Below are 17,684 nucleotides of genomic sequence, written 5' to 3'. Positions count from 1 at the left end.
GGGGCTTCCTAGACTGGCCTTCGATCACTCATCAAGGCCTAGCCGCAATGGACGACCTGACCCAGCTGCGCGTGGAGATCCACGACCACGTGGCGGTACTGACGCTGGATGCGCCGCCGGTCAACGCGCTGACCCGCACGCTCAACGACGAGCTGGTACTGGCGCTGGACCGCATCGGCGAGCGGGATGAGATCCGCGCGGTGGTGCTCACCGGCGCCGGCAAGGTGTTCTGCGCCGGCGCCGACCTCAAGGGCCGCGCCGAGGTGATCAAGGCGCCCGGCGACCTGGGCGCGCACCTGCGCCGCACGCGGGAGTGCTTCCACGCCATCCGCGAGTGCGCCAAGCCGGTGGTGGCGGCCATCAACGGCGCCGCGCTCGGCTCGGGCCTGGCGATGGTCGCCTCCTCGGACATCCTGGTCGCCTCCGAGCGCGCCTCGCTGGGCCTGCCCGAGATCGACGTCGGCCTGCTCGGCGGCTGCCGGCATGCGATGCGGCTGTTCGGCCACTCGCGCCTGCGCCACATGGCGCTGACCGGCCTGCGCGTGGACGGCGCCGAGCTCTACCGGCTGGGCCTGGTCGAGGCCTGCGTGGCGCCCGAGGCGCTGCTGCCCACCGCGCTGGAGATCGCCCACACCATCGCCGCCAAGAGCCCGGTAGCCACGCGCATGAGCAAGCACACGCTCAACACGATCGAGCAGATGAGCCTGCGCGACGGCTACCGCTACGAGCAGGACATGACCGCCGCGATCGGCCGCACCGAGGACGCACGCGAGGCGCAGGCCGCCTTCCGCGAGAAGCGCGCGCCGGTGTTCGTCGGCCGCTGATGCCCTCCCTCTCTCTTCCATCGCCGCTGGCCGGCGATATCGCACGGATGTCCCGATGAGTTCCAACGCACGCCCGCTGTCGGGCATCAAGGTCCTGGATCTGAGCCGCATCCTGGCCGCGCCCTGGGCCGGGCAGATCCTGGCCGACCTGGGCGCCGAGGTGATCAAGGTCGAGCGGCCCGGCGCGGGCGATGACACCCGCGCCTGGGGGCCGCCCTTCCTCAAGGACGCCGACGGCCGCAACACCGGCGAGGCCGGCTACTACCTGGCCGTCAACGCCGGCAAGCAGTCGATCACCATCCGCATCGACACGCCCGAGGGCCAGGACATCGTGCGCAGGCTGGCGGCGCAGGCCGACATCGTGCTGGAGAACTACAAGGTCGGCACGCTCAAGCGTTACGGCCTGGATGCCGACAGCCTGCGCGCCATCAACCCCAGGCTGATCTACTGCTCGGTCACCGGCTTCGGCCAGGACGGCCCGCGCGCCGAACAGCCGGCCTACGACTTCCTGATCCAGGCCATGGGCGGCCTGATGAGCGTCACAGGCGAGCGCGATGGCAAGCCCGGCGGCGGCCCGCAGAAGGTCGGCATCCCCATCGTCGACCTGATGACCGGCATGTATACCGCCGTGTCGGTGCTGGCCGCGCTCAACCGGCGCCATGTCACCGGCCTGGGCGACACCATCGACATCGCCATGCTGGATGTGCAGGTCGCCTCGCTGGCCAACCAGGCGATGAACTACCTGGTGTCCGGCCGCACGCCGCAGCGCAACGGCAATGCGCATCCCAACATCCAGCCGCAGGACGTGTTCGCCTGCGCCGATGGCGACGTCATCCTGGTGGTCGGCAACGACGGCCAGTTCGCCAAGCTGTGCCAGGTGCTGGGCCAGCCCGCGCTGGCCGAAGGCGCCTTCGCCACCAATGCCGGGCGCGTGGAAGGCATCCAGGCGCTGTCCGCGCGGCTCTCCGAGGCCTTCGCCGGGTGGCGGCGCGCCGACCTGCTGGCCGCGCTGGACGCGGCCGGCGTGCCGGCCGGCGCCATCAACTCGGTGCCCGAAGTGCTCGAAGACCCGCAGGTGGTGGCCAGACAGATGGTCCGCCGCGTCCCGCATCCGCTGGGCGTGGAGGTGCCGCTGGTGTCCAGCCCGATGCGCTTCGCCGATGCGCCGCTGCAGCCGCGCGTGGCGCCGCCGCTGCTGGGCCAGCACAGCGACGACGTGCTGCAGGGGCTGGGTTACGCCGACAATGACATCCAAGCCCTGCGGGCCAAGGGAGTGATCTGATGAAACTGCACTGGTCGCCCAAGTCGCCTTTCGTGCGCAAGGTGATGGTGGTTGCCCATGAGCTGGGCTGCGTCGAGGCGCTGCAGCTGCAGCGCTCGGTGGCGGCGATGCTCAGGCCCAATCCGGCCATCATGGCGGACAACCCGCTGTCCAAGATCCCCACCCTGGTACTGGACGATGGCCAGGTGCTGTTCGATTCGGCCGTCATCTGCGAATACCTGGATGCGCGCTTCCACGGCGCGCTGTTCCCCTCCGGCGAGGACCGATGGAAGGCCCTGCAGCAGCTGGCCTTCGGCGACGGGCTGCTGGACGTGCTGATCCTGTGGCGCAACGAGCGCGAGCGCGCGCTGCCGCTGCCGTCGTTGATCGATGCCTTCGCGCTCAAGACCGAGGCCTCGCTCGCCCGCCTGGAGCGCGAGATCGATGCGCTGTCCGGTGCGGCGATCGACATCGGCCAGATCGCGATCGGCTGTGCGCTGGGCTATCTGGACTATCGCTTCGAAGCGGTCGCCTGGCGCGCGCGCGCGCCGAAGCTCGCCGCCTGGTACGCCACGCTGGCGCAGCGCCCGTCCTTCATCGCCACGGAGCCGGCCGATGGCTGAGGCCAACGCGCTCGCGCTGGATCGCGCCGTGGTCGTCATCGGCGCCGGCACCATGGGCGCCGGCATCGCCGAGGTCGCCGCCTTCGCCGGCCATCGCGTCTACCTGTGCGACACCAGCGAGGCCGCGCTGGACCGGGGCCGTGCGCAGATCCGCGCCAGCCTCGACCGGCGCGTGGCCAAGGGCAAGGCCAGCGCCGAGGACGCCGCCTCCGCCTTCGCGCGGGTGATCGCCGCGGGCCCGAGCGCGCCGCTGCAGGGCGTCGGCCTGGTGATCGAGGCCATCGTCGAAAACCTCGACGTCAAGGTCGCCGCGCTGACCGAGATGGCTAGGCGCGTGGACGACAATGCCATCCTGTCCACCAACACCTCCTCGCTGTCGGTGACCGCGCTGGCCGCGCGCCTGCCCGCGCCGGAGCGCGTGGCCGGGCTGCATTTCTTCAATCCGGCGACCATCCTGCCGCTGGTCGAAGTGGTCCGCGGCCACGCCACGGACCCGGCCGTCGTCGAGACGCTGGTCGCCACCGCGCGCGCGTGGAAGAAGACGCCGGTGGTGTGCCAGTCCACGCCCGGCTTCATCGTCAACCGCGTGGCGCGCCCGTTCTACGGCGAGGCCCTGCGCCTGCTGCTGGAGCAGCAGGCCACGCCGGAGACCGTCGATGCGGTGATGCGCGAGTGCGGCGGCTTCCGCATGGGGCCGTGCGAGCTGATGGACCTGATCGGCCACGACGTCAACTTCGCCGTGACCCGCTCGGTGTGGCAGGCGTTCTTCCACGATCCGCGCTACCAGCCTTCGCTGGTGCAGCAGCAGCTGGTGGACGCCGGCTGGCTGGGGCGCAAGAGCGGGCGTGGCTTCTACGATTACCGCGACGATGCGCCGCGCCCCGATGTGCGCGACCTTCAGGGCCCCGCGCCGACACGGGTCCGCGTCGAAGGCGCGCTCGGCCCGGCGCAGGGCCTGGTGGCGCTGCTGGAACAGGCCGGCCTCCATGTCGAAAAGACCGAAGGCGCAGGCCTGCTGCGCGTGGACGGCGTCGCCCTGGCGCTGACCGATGGCCGCAGCGCCGGCGCACGCAGCCAGGCCCTGGGCGAGCCGGTGGTGTTGTTCGACCTGGCGCTCGACTATGCCGCCAGCAAGCGGATCGCATTGTCGGCCGCCGCGGGCACGCCCGCGGACGTCATCGCCCGGGCCGCAGGCCTGTTCACCGCGCTGGGCAAGCAGGTCTCGCTGCTGGGCGACGCCGCCGGCCTGGCGGTGTCGCGCACCGTGGCCATGCTGGTCAACGAAGCCGCCGACGCCGTGCAGCAGGGCATCGCCTCCGAAGCCGACATCGATGCGGCCATGACCGGCGGGGTGAACTATCCGATCGGGCCGCTGGCCTGGGGTCGCCGCGTGGGGCTGGACTACATCGCCGCCGTGCTGGCCCATCTGTCGCAGGGCTACGGCGAAGACCGCTACCGCGTCTCGCCCTGGCTGCAGGCGCGTGCGCGTGAGGTGTCGCATGGCTGAGTTCGTCAGCGTGGCCACGCGGGCGCGCGTGGCGGTGGTCACCCTGTCGCGGCCGGCACGCCGCAACGCCCTCAACCTGCAGGTCAAGCGGGAACTGGTCGACGCGCTGGAGGGTGCGCTGGCCGACGCGGAGGTCGCGGCGATCGTGCTCACCGGTGCCGGCGGCTACTTCGTGGCCGGCACCGACATCGCCGAGATGGCCGACATGCGGCCGATCGATCATGTGCTGCAGCGCTCGGGACACCTGTTCGAGGTCGTACGCGGCGCTTCCAAGCCCATCATCGCCGCGGTCGAGGGCTATGCGCTCGGCGGCGGCTGCGAACTGGCACTGGCCTGCGACCTGATCGTCGCCGCCGAGGATGCCCGCTTCGGCCAGCCCGAGATCAAGGTCGGCATCATGCCCGGCGCGGGTGGCACCCAGCGCCTGCTGCGCGCCGCCGGCCGCTACAAGGCCGCGCTCTGGGCGCTGACCGGCGAGATGATCCCCGCCAGCGAGGCCTACGCCGCCAACCTGGTCTCCAGGCTCGTTCCCAGCGGCCAGGCGCTCGATGCCGCGCGTGAGATCGCCCTGCAGATCGCCAGGATGCCGCCGCTGGCCGTGCAGGCCATCCGCGAGGCCCTGCGGCTGGGCGCCGACACTCCTTTGGACACCGCCCTTTCCCTGGAGCGCCGCCTGTTCGAGCGCCTGTTCGACACGGCCGATCAGCGCGAAGGCATGCGCGCCTTCCTCGAAAAGCGCGCCGCGGTCTTCGGCGGGCGCTGAGCGTTGATGGCGCGCCGGCGTGACGCGGCCCCCGTCCTGCTCCCTGGCCAACCGGATCGAAGCGCTGAACGGCTGGCTGGCTGCGCGTTTCGATTCCAGCGTCGCCAATGCCGACGGCGCATCGTCCGGATCTTCGACTCTTTGGCTGGATTCGGGCGCTTCTACCCGATCCCTCAGCGCCAGGCGATCCCTCTATCCGCGCCGCAGGATCTCGCTCAGCGCGGCCTGCGCGAGGCGATTCTCCGCGGGCGTGCCGATGCTGATCCGGACCCAGGTGTCGTAAGGCGGGAAGGCGCGCGCGACCAGGATCCTGCGCGCCTTCAGTGCCGCGACGACCTCGGCCTGCGGTCGCCCCGTGTCGAAGAAGACGAAATTCCCTGCGGGCTCGGCGTAGCGCAGCCCCAGCCGGCGCAGGTGGTCGAGCCACCGCGTGCGCTCGGCGGCGACCTGTTCGCGCACCCACGCGAGGTGACCGGGATCGGCCAGGGAGGCCGAGGCCGCCGCGATCGAGAGCTGGTTCAGTCCGTGCGGGCTGCCCACGCCGCGCTTGCGCAGGGCGGCGGCCAGATCCGGGGGCACCAGGGCGTAGCCGATCTGCAGGCCGGCCAGCGCGTGGATCTTGCCCAGGGTGCGGAACACCGCGACGTTGCGCCCGGCGCGCAGGTGCCGCACCGCCGTGCGCTCGGCCGCGTCCGGCAGGTAGTCCAGATACGCCTCGTCGACGATCACCAGCGCCTTGGCCGAGGTGGCCAGCACGAAGGCGTCGAACTCCTTCCCCGGACTCACCGTGCCGGACGGGTTGTGCGGATTGACCACGAACAGCGCCTGGGTATCGGCCTGGATCGCGGCCAGCAGCCGGGGCAGGTCGTTGCGCAGCGACGCATCCAGCGGCACCTCGATGGCGCGTCCCCCGAACGGCGCGGCCGCATCGACCAGCGCGCCGTACCCGGGCACCGAATACACGAAGGTACCGCCCTTGCCCGCCACGGCCAGGTGCTGGCCCAGCGGCTCGAGCACTTCGCCCACGATGACCTGCTCGGGCGCTACACCCTCGAGAGCGGCGATCTGCTTGACCAGCGCCTGCCCCTGCTCGGCGGTGACATAGCGCGGCGCCAGCGGCAGGGCGCGCTGGATCGCCGCTGCCACCTGCGGCGAGGGACCGTAACTGCTTTCGTTGAGATCCAGGCGCACCAGCCCGTCGGCAGCGGCGGGCGCGTCACGACTGGCGCCGGCCGCCATGCCTGGCACGAGCGAGGCCAGCGGCGCGGCGACGGCCAGCGCGGCGTTGCGCGCCAGCCAGGCACGCCGGGATGGATCGAAGGCATCGTGGGAGGACATCAGAACTTCACCTGCAGTCTTCCGTAGTAATAGGCCCCGCTCCAACCGAACGGCGAGAGTTCGCTGTAGGGGAACACGCCATAGGTGTCGGCGCCAGACACCGCGGGGGTGGTGGCGATATTGCGCGTGGGATAGGTGTTGAACACGTTGTCCGCGCCCAGCGTCAGCATCAGGTGCTTGGAAATGCGCAGGGACACATCCGCGTCGGTGATCCACTTGGCGTCCAGCCGCTGGATCACATCGTAGTTGCCGGCGGTCCCGGCCTCGGTGGGCAGGGTGCGGAAGGCGGTGCTGCCCTTGGCGAACTGCGCCACGTTGGCCGCGCTCTGGTTGGTGGCGGCGACCTGCTCGATCCGGCCATAGCGATGGGTGCCCAGGTGCACGCTCCACGGGCCCGCATCCCAGGCCAACGCCAGGGTCAGGTTGTCCCTGGGCTGCCCCTTCTCCACGCGGGTCCGCTCGGTGATGTCGAACAGCGGCGTGCGCACGCCCAGCGCGAGGAGCTGCTCGGGGGTCGAGGCCACCCGGGTCAGCTCGGTCTTGTTGCGGTTGTAGCCCAGCGTGGCGGTCAGGCGGTCGCCGCCCTCCCATTGCCACACGTAGCGCGCGGACGCGTCCACACCCGTGGTGCGCGTGTCGGCGGTGTTGCTGAAGTAGCGCACGCTGGTGACGCCCGGCGAACCCAGCGCGGCCAGATAGTCGCGGATCGCCGAGGAGCCCGCAGCGTCGACGAAGTTGCTGGACAGGAAGATGCGATCGTCGATGTCGATGCGGTACACGTCCAGCGAGGCCGTCAACCCGGCGATGCCCCAGGTCAGGCCGGCCGTCAGATTGGTCGCCTTCTCCGGGTCCAGGTCGCGTGCGCCCAGGGCGCGGGCCTCGACCGAGTCCACCGGTGCCGTGCGCACCAGCACGTACTCGGGCAGGCCGGTGACGGCGTTGTTGAGCGTGCGGCTGCTGGTCGAGCTGAAGTACTGCTGGGCCAGCGCGGGCGCGTGGAAGCCGGTGCTGGCCGAGGCGCGCAGCGCCACGCCGCCGCCGAGTTGATAGCGCAGCGCCAGCTTGCCGTTGGTGGTCGAGCCGAAGTCGCTGTAGTCCTCCCAGCGCCCGGCCAGCGAGACCAGCAGGCGGTCGGTCACATCGGTATCGGCCTCGACATAGGCGGCGACGTTGTGCCGGCTGTAGTCGCCGGCGTCGCCCGGCTGGATGCCGGCGAACCCCTGCGATCCGATCGTCGGCACGGTGCCGGCGGCCGGGCCGTCCAGCACGCGGTACGGGCCCCAGACATAGGAGGCTTCCTCGCCTGGCCGGATCTCGTAGGTGTCGCGGCGGTACTCCAGGCCGAGCGCCAGCCGCAGCGGCGCGTGCCAGCCGACTTCGAAACTGTTGCCGGCATCCAGGTTGGTCGTCCACTGCGAGGCTTCGAACGCGCCGTTGTAGAAGCGCGTCGGGCTAGCCGCGCCCAGGGTGGCGTTCAAGGTGTTGCGCGTGCGGTAGACCAGCTCGTTGCGGCCGTAGACGCTGCTCAGATCCCAGCGCCACTGTCCCAGATACCCCTTGAGCCCGGTCCCCAGCGAGCGGTCGGTGCTGTCGGTGTCCACCCAGGGCAGGAAGCCGTCCGGGTAGATCGCGCGCACGTTCTCCGGCTGGCCGGCGCGGCGCAGCGAGGCATTCGAGCTGCCCTGGCTGTCGGTGGCGCCGCCGAAGGCGTACCACTCCAGCCCTTCGGCCCAGGACAGCGGCTTGCGCAGGTTGGCGAAGAAGGTCTTGTCCTCGGTATCGGCGCTGTCGGCGAAGCGCCACAGCGCGTCGCGGTCGATCGTCGCCTCGCGCGGATCGGCCACGGCGCCGGCGACCGCGCCGCCGATGGGGTTGAGGCCGGTGCCCGAGCCATAGGCGCCCGACAGCGCGACGGCCTGTCCATTGCGCCCGATACCGAAGTACTGCTGACGCGTATCGGCCAGCGCGCGGTTGGCCGCCTTGCGGTCGCGATAGTCCCAGGTCAGGTGGATGCCGCCGCCTTCGGGAAAGGCGAAACCGGTGTCCAGCGAGACCTTGGTGGTGCCGCCGCCCCCGTCCTCGGTGGTGCCACGGCTGACCGTGCCCTCGAAGCCATCGTCCTCGCGCAGCACGATGTTGATCACGCCGGCGATGGCGTCGGAGCCGTACTGCGCAGAGGCGCCGTCGCGCAACACCTCGATCCGCGCGATGGCGCTGACCGGGATCGTGTTGAGGTCGGTGGAGACCGCACCCTTGCCCACCGTGCCGCCAGTATTGACCCAGGCGCTGGTATGCCGCCGCTTGCCGTTGACCAGGATCAGCGTCTGGTCGGGCGAGAGCCCGCGCAGCGTGGCCGAACGGATATGCGTATTGCCGTCCGGCGTGGTCGGATGCGGGAAGTTGTACGACGGCAGCAGGGACTGGAGGATAGTGCTGACGTCGGTATAGCCGCTGGCGCGCAGTTCGTCGCCGCTGAGCACGTCGATCGGGACGGGCGATTCCAGCACCGTGCGCGACTGGGTCCGGCTGCCGATCACGCTGACCTGGTCCAGGCGCTTGATCTCGGGGTCGGTGCCCGCCGCCGTCTGCGCGAACGACGGGGCCGCGACGGCAAGCAGCGACAAGGCGACGGCGGCGGGCAGCGCCGCGCGCGACGGGCGTGGATTCTTGGTGGGCGACATGGTGTGGATTCCCCTTTGGAGCCGGTGGACACCCCGGTGCGGGACCTCGCCGCCACGCCCCCTGGCGTGTGGCACGCAGCCGACATGCTCGTGTTCATCCTCCGGATCTGCCGCACCGCGTCAAAGAGCATGGCGGCATATCCTGATAACGCGGCGACGCGGCGAGCCGCACGCGCCGGGCGTGCATCACAGGCGCAATCCGCCCATCCCGGCACCGTCACGCGGCCGGCACATGCGCGGCAGGAAGCTGGCTCCCCGGGGCTGCTGGAAGTGCGTCATGCGACTGCTCTCCTCCGTGCTGTTCTTCGCGCTGGGCCTGTCGATCGGCTCGGTCATCAGCGCCGTGCGCGAACAGCCGGTGCCCGAGGCGGCCACGGCGGCGGCGACCGACCGGGTGAGCGCCAGCGCCACGCTGCCCGAGCAGCGCCTGACCCCGCCGGTGGCCAGCCCGGCACCCGCAGCCGCCCCGAGCCCGGACGGCTGCGGCGCGGCCCAGGCCAGCTGCGTGCCGATGGCCGAGGGCGCCCTGCGCGGCTGAACGGCGCCGGCTCGGCGCCAAGTACTTGCCTGGACAGGGAAAGCTGCGCATAATGCGCGGCTCGCTGCGTCTGGCCTTCGGCCGGACCAGGGCTAGGAAGCGCGATTCCTGCCCGTCTGGCAGCGGATCCATCCCGTATCGCATGGCCTGATCCCGCATCCGCGGCAGGGCCGGGGCCGCCATCTCCCAGGCTATGGGCGATCAAAATCACATCGAGGTGCACAGATGTCCCGCGTATGCCAAGTGTCCGGCAAGCGAGTGATGACGGGTAACAACGTCTCGCACGCCAACAACAAGACCCGCCGCCGTTTCCTGCCCAACCTGCACGAGCGCCGCTTCTGGGTCGCCAGCGAGAACCGCTGGGTCAAGCTGAAGGTTTCCGCGCACTCCCTGCGCACCATCGACAAGAACGGCATCGACTCCGTTCTGGCTGAGCTGCGTGCGCGCGGCGAAAAGATCTAAAGGAGATCAATCATGGCAGGCAAGCGCGACAAGATCCGCCTGATTTCTTCGGCAGGCACCGGTCACTTCTACACGACCGACAAGAACAAGAAGAACACCCCGGGCAAGATGGAAATGAGCAAGTACGACCCGGTGGTGCGCAAGCACGTGGTCTACAAGGAAGGCAAGATCAAGTAACGCGATGGCGCGGGCTTCAGCCCGCCTTTGCCATTGCGTTATCCCCCGCGAAAGCGGGGATCCAGTGCCTCCAGAAGAAGCCCGCCGCAAGGCGGGCTTTTTCGTGGGCAGCTGGCGAGGCACCGAACTTGCTGCTTGTCGCTCGGTGGGAGCCGCCATGGCGGCGATGGTGCCTTCCCGGGAAAGCTCTTTGACTTGCTCTGACTTGGCGGGTAAAGCCTCATCGCCGCCATGGCGGCTCCCACGACAGCGGGGCACGGGGATGACAGCGCCGACCGGATCGGCGGCCATCGGCCCGCACCGGCTATCGGCGCGGTGCGCGGACCGGCATCATCGGGCGATGACCCGACCCGCGGTGACTGGATGACCGAGACCTCTGCCATCGGCGGCTGGCTGCTGTTCCTGGACTGGATGATCCGGCTGGCGGCGCTGGCGTGGATTCCCTCGCGCACCACGCCGGCGGCCGCGCGCAGCTGGCTGCTGCTGGTGGGCTTCGTGCCGCTGCTGGGCCTGCCGCTGTACCTGCTGTTCGGCCATCCCTGGCTCTCGCGCGAACGCATCCGCCGCCAGGCCGAGGCCTCGCAGATGATCCGCGACGAGCAGAAGCCGCTGGGCCAGCTGCGCTGGCATCCGACCGGGGACGGCGCCGATACCGAGATGGTGCCGCTGGTGGAACGGCTGGGCGATTTCATGCCCACCCACGGCAACGCGGTCGCGCTGCTGGACGACTACGACGCCTCGCTGCGGGCACTGCTGGAGGACATCGCCGGCGCGCGCGACCGGGTCCACCTGCTCTACTACCTGATGTTCGACGACCAGGTCGGCGACCTGGTGTGCGAGGCGCTGCTGCAGGCGGCCGCGCGCGGCGTGCAGTGCCGGCTGATGCTGGATGCGGTGGGCGCCAAGCGCGGCCTGCGCGCCTATACCGGGCGCCTGCGCGCCGGGGGCGTGCAGGTCCAGGAACTGCTGCCCGGCGGCCTGCGCTGGCGCCGCAGCGGCCGCATCGACCTGCGCAACCACCGCAAGATCGCGGTGATCGACAACCGCGCCGGCTATGTCGGCTCGCAGAACCTGGCCGACGCCGGCGCCTTCGTGCGCGGCTATCCCAACCGCGAACTGGTCGCGCGCGTGGAGGGCCCGGCGGTGGCGCACCTGGAGGCAGTGTTCGCCAGCGACTGGTACCTGGAGACCGGGGAGCGCCTGGAGGTGATCGCCACCACCCCGGTGCGCGACGCCAACGTGGCCGCGCAGCTGCTGCCTTCGGGACCGGCCTATCCGTTCTCCAATGCGCGCGACATGGTGTGCGCGCTGATCCACCTGGCGCAGCAGAAGCTGGTGATGGTCACGCCGTACTTCGTGCCCGACGACGCCACGCTGAGCGCGCTGCGCATCGCCGCGCTGTCCGGCGTGGATACCCAGCTGATCCTGTCGGCCAGCAACAACCAGACCCTGACCGCCTGGGCGCAGGAGTCCTACTACGGCGAGCTGCTGGCGTCGGGCGTGAAGATCGCGCACTACCGGCCGCACTTCCTGCATGCCAAGCACATGAGCGTGGACGACTCGATCGCGCTGGTCGGCTCGATGAACCTGGACATCCGCTCGTTCGCGCTCAACGCCGAGGTCGGCATGCTGTGCTACGACGCGGACGTGGTCGCCCGCATGCGCGGGATCGAGGCCGGCTACCTGGCCCATGCCGAGCAGCTGACGCTGGAGCGCTGGAACAGGCGGCCGGCGTGGAAGCGCAGCCGCGAGGGCATCGCGCGCCTGGCCGATTCGTTCATCTGAAGCCGCGCGGCGGCGGCGCGCGCGCTATGTGTGAGGTCGATACGGCGTGCGCCGGACGGGCAACGGCCGCCGGACCGGCGTGAGGCGCGCCGCGCTTCAGCGCGGCGCGGATGCCGCCAGCGCCTCGCGCGCCAACGTCTCGGCCTGCCCGCGCAGCTCCGGGATCGCCAGCGATTCCCACAGCGCGCCGATGCGCAGGCTGCCGATCGCCAGCAGCCCGGGCACGGCCTGGCCGTCGGCATCGCGCAGGCGGCCGTTGGGGCAGGTGTCCAGGCCGATGCCGTGCGGGCCGGGCGCCGCCAGGCCACTGCCGACCAGCTCGGCCAGCAGCGGGTTGCGCATGGCCTGCACGCGCAGTTCCACGCCGGTGGCGTTGATCACGTGGGCCACCTCCAGGGCGAGGATCTCGCCGTGCGGGCCATGGCCGTGCAGCTGCACGCAGCGCGCGCCGGCCATCGCCGTGTCCAGCCGCGCGCGGTGGCGCTGCAGCTGGCCGCGGGCGAGCGCCTGTTGCAGCTGCGCATGCACCGGCGCGGCGATGCGGTGGCGATGCACGTCCCACAGGCGCACGACGTGGCGCAGGAAGCGGCGCTGGTCGGCGCCGGAGAGCGTGGTCCACAGCCGCTGCCCATGCGGGCGCAGGGCATCCATCACCGCCTGCCACGGCACGCCCCGTGCCTGCGCGCGGGCCACCTCGCGGCGCACCGCGCGCAGGCGCGCGCGCAGCGACAGGGCGAGCAGCGCCTCCACGTCGACGGCCTGCGCCGGCGCGCCGTCGACGTGCGGCAGCGGCATCAGCCCGTGGCGGGAGAGCACGTGCAGCGGGCCGCGGTGCCCATCGGCCAGCAGCGCCACCACCGCGTCGACCATGCTCAGGCCGGCGCCGACGATGCACACCGCGGCGTCGGCGTCGATGCCGGCCAGGCCCGCGTTGTCCCAGGCCTCGATCCGGCGCGCCGGCGGCAGCGAGCGCGCGCCGCGCGCCGGCAGCGGACGCGGCGCGTTGCCGGTGGCCAGCACCGCCGTCCGCGCCTGCAGCGCGCCGGCGCCATCGAGTTGCAGGACGAAGCCTTCGGCCCCGCGCTCCAGGCTCAGCGCGCGCGTCTGGACGTGGTCCAGCGTGGCCGGGCTGCCCGCGCGCGCCTGCGCCAGGCGCGCGGCCAGGTAAGCGGCGAAGCGCTGCCGGGGCACGAAGGCCTCAGCGATCCGCGCACGCGGCGTGTCCGGCATGGCGTCCTGCAGCCAGTCGACGAAATCGCCGGGCGCCGCGTCGAAGGCGCTCATGCCGCCGGCGCGCACGTTGAGCAGGTGCTCGGGGCGCTCGGTCGCGTGCGCGGCGCCGCGGCCGAGCACGGCGCGCGGTTCGACCATCGCGATGCGCAGGGGCGTGGTGGCTTGGCGCAGCAGCTGGATCGCCACCAGCGTGCCGGCGGCGCCGCCGCCGACGATGGCGACATCGAACGGTCCTGCGCTCATCGGCGCTGGCCCTTCGCCGGCGCCGCCACCTCGACCAGCGGATGCGGGCAGCCGGTGGCGAAGAACTCGACCAGGAAGTCGATGAAGCTGCGCACCTTGGGGGCCAGGTGGCTGCGGCTGGCGTAGACGGCGAAGATTCGCAGCGGCAGGACGCGGTACTCGGGCAGCACCTGCACCAGTCGGCCCTCGTCCAGCGCCTGGCCGACGATGAAGTCCGGCTGCAGGGTAATGCCCATGCCGGCGATGGCGGCCTCGCGCAGCAGGTCGCCGTTGTTGGCGCGCAGGCGCTCGGTCACGCGCAGGGTCTCGGTGCCGTTCGGGCCTTCCAGCGTCAAGGTGTCGCCGCCGGCCGAATAGCGGTAGCCGAGCACGCCCAGGCGCTCCAGATCGGCCAGGCTGCCCGGCGTGCCGGCGCGCGCCAGGTAAGCGGGGGAGGCGCACAGGAACATCGGCGCCTCCGCCAGCGGGCGGGCGATCAGCGATGGGGTGGGCTGGCGGGTGATGCGGATGGCCAGGTCGTAGCCCTCCTCGACCAGGTCGACCAGGCGATCGGACAGGTCCACGTCCACGGTGACCTGCGGATGCAGCTCGGCGAAGCGCGCCACCAGTTCGCCCAGACGGGCGATGCCGAAGCTCACCGGCGCATTGATGCGCAGCACGCCGGCCGGCTCCAGGGTCTGGGCGGTGACGGCGGCCTCGGTCTGGTCGAACTCGGCCAGCAGCTTCAGGCAGCGCTCGTGGTAGGCCGCCCCCGCGCTGGTCAGGCTGACGTGGCGCGTGGTGCGGTTGAGCAGGCGCGTGCCCAGGCGCTGCTCCAGCCAGGCGACGTGGCGGGTGACGCTGGGCGTGGACATGTCCAGTGCCTCGGCGGCGGCGGAGAACCCGCTGCGCTCGACCACGGTCGCGAAGACCCGCATGGCATCGATGGTGTCCATTGTTGCTTGCCCCGTAACAAATTCTGGCCCGGCGCACAGTTTATCCCCGGGCGTTGCCACAATAGGGTGGTGGCCTGCTTCCCTGTCGTGACAGGTTCGCCCATGAACGCCGCTGCCCGCCTGCCTTCGCTCTACATCTCCCACGGCTCGCCGATGACCGCGCTGGACCCCAAGCTGGTCGGCGTGCGCCTGGGCGAACTGGCACGCACGCTGCCACGTCCACGCGCGGTGGTCGTCGCCTCGGCGCACTGGCTGGCGCGTTCGCCGCTGGTGGGCGGCAGCGCGCGACCCGAGACGATCCACGACTTCGGCGGCTTTCCGCAGGCGCTGTTCGACATCCAGTACCCGGCGCCGGGCGCGCCGGAGGTGGCCGGGCGGGTGGCGCAGCTGCTGGACGAGGCCGGCCTGGCGCCGCACATCGATCCGGACCGTGGCCTGGACCACGGCATGTGGGTACCGCTGCGCCTGCTCTATCCCGACGCCGACGTGCCCGTGGTGCCGCTGTCGATCCAGCCGCTGGCCGGGCCGGCGCACCAGCTGGCGGTGGGCCGCGCGCTGGCGCCGCTGCGCGACGAGGGCGTGCTGGTGATCGCTTCGGGCAGCCTCACCCACAACCTGCACGACTGGCGCGGCGCCGACCACACCCGCCCGGCGCCGTACGTGCAGCCGTACATCGACTGGGTCGAACGCACCCTGGCGGCCGGCGATGTCGAGGCGCTGCTGGACTACCGGCACCGCGCGCCGCACGCGGCGCAGGCCCATCCCACCGACGAGCACTGGCAGCCGATCTATGTGGCCCTCGGCGCGGCCGGCGAGCGCTTCCGCGCCACGCGCATCGATGCGGGCATCGACCTGGGTTTCCTGGCCATGGACATCTACCGCTTCGACGATGCCGCGCCGGCGCAGGCGGCGGCGTAGCGCGCCGCGGCGACCCAGCGACCCGCCGCCCGCACGCTATCGTCGTTCCCGCGAAGGCGGGAACCCATGGACTTTTGCGCGTAGCGCTTGAGGCGCTGGGTTTCCGCTTTCGCGGGAAAGACGGCTTCACTTGTGGAGACGACGGTTTTCAGCCGCTCGTAGCGCGAGCGCAAACCCAATCGCGCCCCCTGCGACGCCCCATGCGAAAATAGCGCGCATGAGTGACGGCACCCGCCCGGCGGCAGGCAAGGACACGGGCGAGGGGCAGCGCGGCCTCGATGACGCCCTGAAGGCGCGCATCCGCGATACCTACGCCGCGCTGCGCGCCAATACGCCCGGCTTCACCACGCGCCGCGCGCAGAGCCAGATGATCGGCGTGGCCTCGCGCGCGTTGGGCAGCAGCGGCGGCGTCGGCGTGGTCGAGGCGCCGACCGGCGTGGGCAAGTCCCTGGGCTATCTGACCGCCGGCGTGCCCATCGCGCTGGCAGCCAAGAAGAAGCTGGTCATCAGCACTGGTACGGTCGCGCTGCAGTCGCAGCTGGTCGAACGCGATCTGCCCGCCTTCCTCAAGGCCACCGGCATCCAGGCCAGCGTGGCCCTGGCCAAGGGCCGCACCCGCTACCTGTGCACGCGCAACGTGGCCGAGCTGCAGGGCACCGCGTCGGCGCAGGAATCGATGTTCGGCGACGAAGGCGCGCTGTACGACCGCCCGCTGAGCCCGGCCGACGCGACCCTGGCCAACCGGCTGGCCAGGCTGTTCACCGACAACCAGTGGAACGGCGACTTGGACGCCGCGCCCGAGGCGGTCGGCCCGGCCCTGCGCGGGCGCATCACCACCAACGCCGCCGGCTGCGCCGGGCGCAAGTGCTCCTACGCCAACCAGTGCCCGGTGCTGAAGGCGCGCACCGCCGTGCGCGAGGCGCAGATCGTGGTCACCAACCACGCGCTGCTGCTGTCCACCCTGGCGCTGGGCGACAACGAGAACGGCCAGCCGCTGATCGCCGCACCCGGCGAGATGCTGCTGGTGCTGGACGAAGGCCACCACGTGGCCGGCGTGGCCATCGACCAGGGCGCCGCGCGCCTGCCGCTGGACGACATGGGCCGGCGCACCAGCCGCCTGCAGACGCTGATCGCGGCCACCTACCGGCTGGTGGACAAGGAGACCATCGCCAAGCTGCATCCCAACGAGGCGATCGAACTGGCGGTCAGCGTCAGCCGCCAGCTCAAGGCCTTCCACGGCCTGCTGGAGGCGGCGTGGACGCCCGACCCGTCCGAGCGCGAGCCGCAGTGGCGCGCGCCCAACGGAAGGCTGCCGGCCGACTGGGCGGTGCCGATCGAGGCCCTGGCCGACGACACGCGCAGCCTGTTGAACTGGGTCAGCGCCGCCGCGCCGCTGGTGGGCAAGGCCAAGCAGGACGACGCCACCAAGGAGCGCGTGCAGCGCAACCTCGGCATGGCCCTGGAGCTGGTCCAGGCGCAGTACGACCTGTGGGCCGGCTGGCGCCGCGAGGACCCGGACGGCGCGCCGCCGATGGCGCGCTGGATCACCCGCGACCGCGATGGCGACCTGGTGTTGCACTGCTCGCCGGTCTCGGCCGCGCAGGTGCTGCGCCAGCTGCTGTGGAAGGAGGTCGATTCGGTGCTGATGACCTCGGCCACGCTGACCGGCGGCAACGGCTTCACCGCGCTGGCCATCGACACCGGCCTGCCCGAACACGCCGAGACGGTCACGCTGGAGTCGCCGTTCGACCTGCCGCGCCAGGCGCAGCTGGTGGTGCCCAAGTTCCCCGCCGCACCCGACGACCGCGAGGGCCATCCCAAGGAAGTGGCCCGCTATCTGGTGCGCGAACTGGACTGGAGCAAGGGCTCGATGGTGTTGTTCACCTCGCGCTGGAAGATGGAGAAGGTCGCCGACCTGCTGCCGGTCGCCCAGCGCAACCGTGTGCTGGTGCAGGGCGAGGGCAACAAGTCGCAGATCATCGGCGAGCACCTGCGCCGCATCGCCGCCGGCGAGGGCTCGGTGCTGTTCGGCCTCAACTCCTTCGGCGAGGGCCTGGACCTGCCGGGCGAGGCCTGCACCACGGTGGTGATCACCCAGGTGCCGTTCGCGGTGCCGACCGATCCGCAGACCGCGACCCTGGGCGAGTGGCTGGAGAGCCGCGGGCACAACGCCTTCAACCTGATCGCCATCCCGCACGCGCTGCGCACGCTGACCCAGTTCGCCGGCCGCCTGATCCGGACCTCGACCGACACCGGGAGGGTGGTCATCCTCGACTCGCGCCTGCTCACCCGCCGCTACGGCCGCCAGATCATCGACGCCCTGCCGCCGTTCGCGCGGGTGATCGGCTGACCGTGCGTGGACGCAGCGGGTGCCGGCGTTTGCCGGTATCGTGCAT

15 protein-coding genes are annotated in these 17,684 nt (G+C 71.4%); 11 read left to right on the top strand and 4 right to left on the bottom strand.

The genetic code is table 11. From position 1 onward, the window contains the following. Positions 1-47 precede the first annotated feature (47 nt). Genes LAJ50_RS00600 through LAJ50_RS00580 form a run of 5 tightly spaced genes read left to right on the top strand, consistent with a single transcriptional unit; the run spans position 48 to position 4,978 of the window. Positions 48-824 (top strand): enoyl-CoA hydratase/isomerase family protein, encoded by a 777-nt coding sequence (locus LAJ50_RS00600; RefSeq protein WP_130551311.1) that lies wholly within the window; start codon positions 48-50, stop codon positions 822-824. Between the two features lie 55 nt (positions 825-879). Continuing rightward, a complete protein-coding gene (locus LAJ50_RS00595; RefSeq protein ID WP_138651429.1) occupies positions 880-2,106 on the top strand; it encodes a CaiB/BaiF CoA-transferase family protein in 1,227 nt (408 codons plus the stop codon). Beyond that, positions 2,106-2,708, top strand: coding sequence for a glutathione S-transferase (locus LAJ50_RS00590; RefSeq protein WP_138651430.1), 603 nt, complete (start codon positions 2,106-2,108; stop codon positions 2,706-2,708). The genes LAJ50_RS00595 and LAJ50_RS00590 overlap by 1 nt, the downstream gene beginning before the upstream one ends. Next, positions 2,701-4,215, top strand: a complete 1,515-nt coding sequence (locus LAJ50_RS00585) for a 3-hydroxyacyl-CoA dehydrogenase (RefSeq protein ID WP_138651431.1) — start codon at positions 2,701-2,703, stop codon at positions 4,213-4,215. The genes LAJ50_RS00590 and LAJ50_RS00585 overlap by 8 nt, the downstream gene beginning before the upstream one ends. Then, entirely contained in the window at positions 4,208-4,978 is a 771-nt protein-coding gene (locus LAJ50_RS00580; protein WP_138651432.1) for an enoyl-CoA hydratase-related protein, read from the top strand. Before LAJ50_RS00585 ends, LAJ50_RS00580 begins: the two co-directional genes overlap by 8 nt. Positions 4,979-5,170: 192 nt before the next feature. On the opposite strand, the gene LAJ50_RS00575 is transcribed toward LAJ50_RS00580, so the two are convergent. Next, positions 5,171-6,316, bottom strand: coding sequence for a histidinol-phosphate transaminase (locus LAJ50_RS00575; RefSeq protein ID WP_205961502.1), 1,146 nt, complete (start codon positions 6,314-6,316; stop codon positions 5,171-5,173). Further along, positions 6,316-8,997, bottom strand: coding sequence for a TonB-dependent receptor (locus LAJ50_RS00570; protein WP_138651433.1), 2,682 nt, complete (start codon positions 8,995-8,997; stop codon positions 6,316-6,318). The genes LAJ50_RS00575 and LAJ50_RS00570 overlap by 1 nt, the downstream gene beginning before the upstream one ends. 277 nt (positions 8,998-9,274) lie before the next feature. Here LAJ50_RS00570 and LAJ50_RS00565 point away from each other — a divergent pair, with 277 nt between their 5' ends. From LAJ50_RS00565 to cls, 4 genes are all read left to right on the top strand, one after another. Then, positions 9,275-9,535, top strand: coding sequence for a hypothetical protein (locus LAJ50_RS00565; RefSeq protein ID WP_138651434.1), 261 nt, complete (start codon positions 9,275-9,277; stop codon positions 9,533-9,535). Between the two features lie 225 nt (positions 9,536-9,760). After that, the gene (gene rpmB / locus LAJ50_RS00560) at positions 9,761-9,997 is read left to right on the top strand and encodes a 50S ribosomal protein L28 (protein ID WP_014159265.1); all 237 of its coding nucleotides are present in this window, start codon (positions 9,761-9,763) and stop codon (positions 9,995-9,997) included. A 9-nt stretch (positions 9,998-10,006) separates the two neighbouring features. Then, positions 10,007-10,174, top strand: coding sequence for a 50S ribosomal protein L33 (rpmG, locus tag LAJ50_RS00555; RefSeq protein WP_122231031.1), 168 nt, complete (start codon positions 10,007-10,009; stop codon positions 10,172-10,174). A 363-nt stretch (positions 10,175-10,537) separates the two neighbouring features. Further along, positions 10,538-11,959, top strand: coding sequence for a cardiolipin synthase (gene cls, locus LAJ50_RS00550; protein ID WP_138651435.1), 1,422 nt, complete (start codon positions 10,538-10,540; stop codon positions 11,957-11,959). Between the two features lie 96 nt (positions 11,960-12,055). Here cls and LAJ50_RS00545 read toward each other — a convergent pair whose 3' ends face one another. After that, complete coding sequence (locus LAJ50_RS00545; protein ID WP_224096420.1) at positions 12,056-13,435, bottom strand: FAD/NAD(P)-binding protein; 1,380 nt, start codon at positions 13,433-13,435, stop codon at positions 12,056-12,058. Next, complete coding sequence (locus LAJ50_RS00540; RefSeq protein WP_130551319.1) at positions 13,432-14,370, bottom strand: LysR family transcriptional regulator; 939 nt, start codon at positions 14,368-14,370, stop codon at positions 13,432-13,434. Before LAJ50_RS00540 ends, LAJ50_RS00545 begins: the two co-directional genes overlap by 4 nt. 102 nt (positions 14,371-14,472) lie before the next feature. On the opposite strand from LAJ50_RS00540, the gene LAJ50_RS00535 reads away from it, so the two are divergent. Continuing rightward, complete coding sequence (locus LAJ50_RS00535) at positions 14,473-15,288, top strand: class III extradiol ring-cleavage dioxygenase (protein WP_138653954.1); 816 nt, start codon at positions 14,473-14,475, stop codon at positions 15,286-15,288. Between the two features lie 217 nt (positions 15,289-15,505). Continuing rightward, positions 15,506-17,638: an ATP-dependent DNA helicase DinG gene (gene dinG, locus LAJ50_RS00530; protein WP_138653952.1), complete on the top strand. Its 2,133-nt coding sequence runs from the start codon at positions 15,506-15,508 to the stop codon at positions 17,636-17,638. Positions 17,639-17,684 lie beyond the last annotated feature (46 nt).

Source organism: Pseudoxanthomonas sp. X-1 (assembly GCF_020042665.1).
In the GTDB taxonomy this organism is placed as follows: domain Bacteria; phylum Pseudomonadota; class Gammaproteobacteria; order Xanthomonadales; family Xanthomonadaceae; genus Pseudoxanthomonas_A; species Pseudoxanthomonas_A spadix_A.
This window is presented reverse-complemented; position numbering and strand designations above follow the sequence as displayed.

Excerpts from the sequence above, each read along its gene's own strand:
- LAJ50_RS00540 (WP_130551319.1), bottom strand. The coding sequence starts at position 14,370 with ATGGACACCATCGATGCCATGCGGGTCTTCGCGACCGTGGTCGAGCGC.
- LAJ50_RS00580 (WP_138651432.1), top strand. The coding sequence starts at position 4,208 with ATGGCTGAGTTCGTCAGCGTGGCCACGCGGGCGCGCGTGGCGGTGGTC.
- LAJ50_RS00570 (WP_138651433.1), bottom strand. The coding sequence starts at position 8,997 with ATGTCGCCCACCAAGAATCCACGCCCGTCGCGCGCGGCGCTGCCCGCC.
- rpmB (WP_014159265.1), top strand. The coding sequence starts at position 9,761 with ATGTCCCGCGTATGCCAAGTGTCCGGCAAGCGAGTGATGACGGGTAAC.
- LAJ50_RS00595 (WP_138651429.1), top strand. The coding sequence starts at position 880 with ATGAGTTCCAACGCACGCCCGCTGTCGGGCATCAAGGTCCTGGATCTG.
- LAJ50_RS00600 (WP_130551311.1), top strand. The coding sequence starts at position 48 with ATGGACGACCTGACCCAGCTGCGCGTGGAGATCCACGACCACGTGGCG.
- LAJ50_RS00535 (WP_138653954.1), top strand. The coding sequence starts at position 14,473 with ATGAACGCCGCTGCCCGCCTGCCTTCGCTCTACATCTCCCACGGCTCG.
- cls (WP_138651435.1), top strand. The coding sequence starts at position 10,538 with ATGACCGAGACCTCTGCCATCGGCGGCTGGCTGCTGTTCCTGGACTGG.
- LAJ50_RS00575 (WP_205961502.1), bottom strand. The coding sequence starts at position 6,316 with ATGTCCTCCCACGATGCCTTCGATCCATCCCGGCGTGCCTGGCTGGCG.
- LAJ50_RS00590 (WP_138651430.1), top strand. The coding sequence starts at position 2,106 with ATGAAACTGCACTGGTCGCCCAAGTCGCCTTTCGTGCGCAAGGTGATG.
- LAJ50_RS00565 (WP_138651434.1), top strand. The coding sequence starts at position 9,275 with ATGCGACTGCTCTCCTCCGTGCTGTTCTTCGCGCTGGGCCTGTCGATC.
- LAJ50_RS00545 (WP_224096420.1), bottom strand. The coding sequence starts at position 13,435 with ATGAGCGCAGGACCGTTCGATGTCGCCATCGTCGGCGGCGGCGCCGCC.
- LAJ50_RS00585 (WP_138651431.1), top strand. The coding sequence starts at position 2,701 with ATGGCTGAGGCCAACGCGCTCGCGCTGGATCGCGCCGTGGTCGTCATC.
- dinG (WP_138653952.1), top strand. The coding sequence starts at position 15,506 with ATGAGTGACGGCACCCGCCCGGCGGCAGGCAAGGACACGGGCGAGGGG.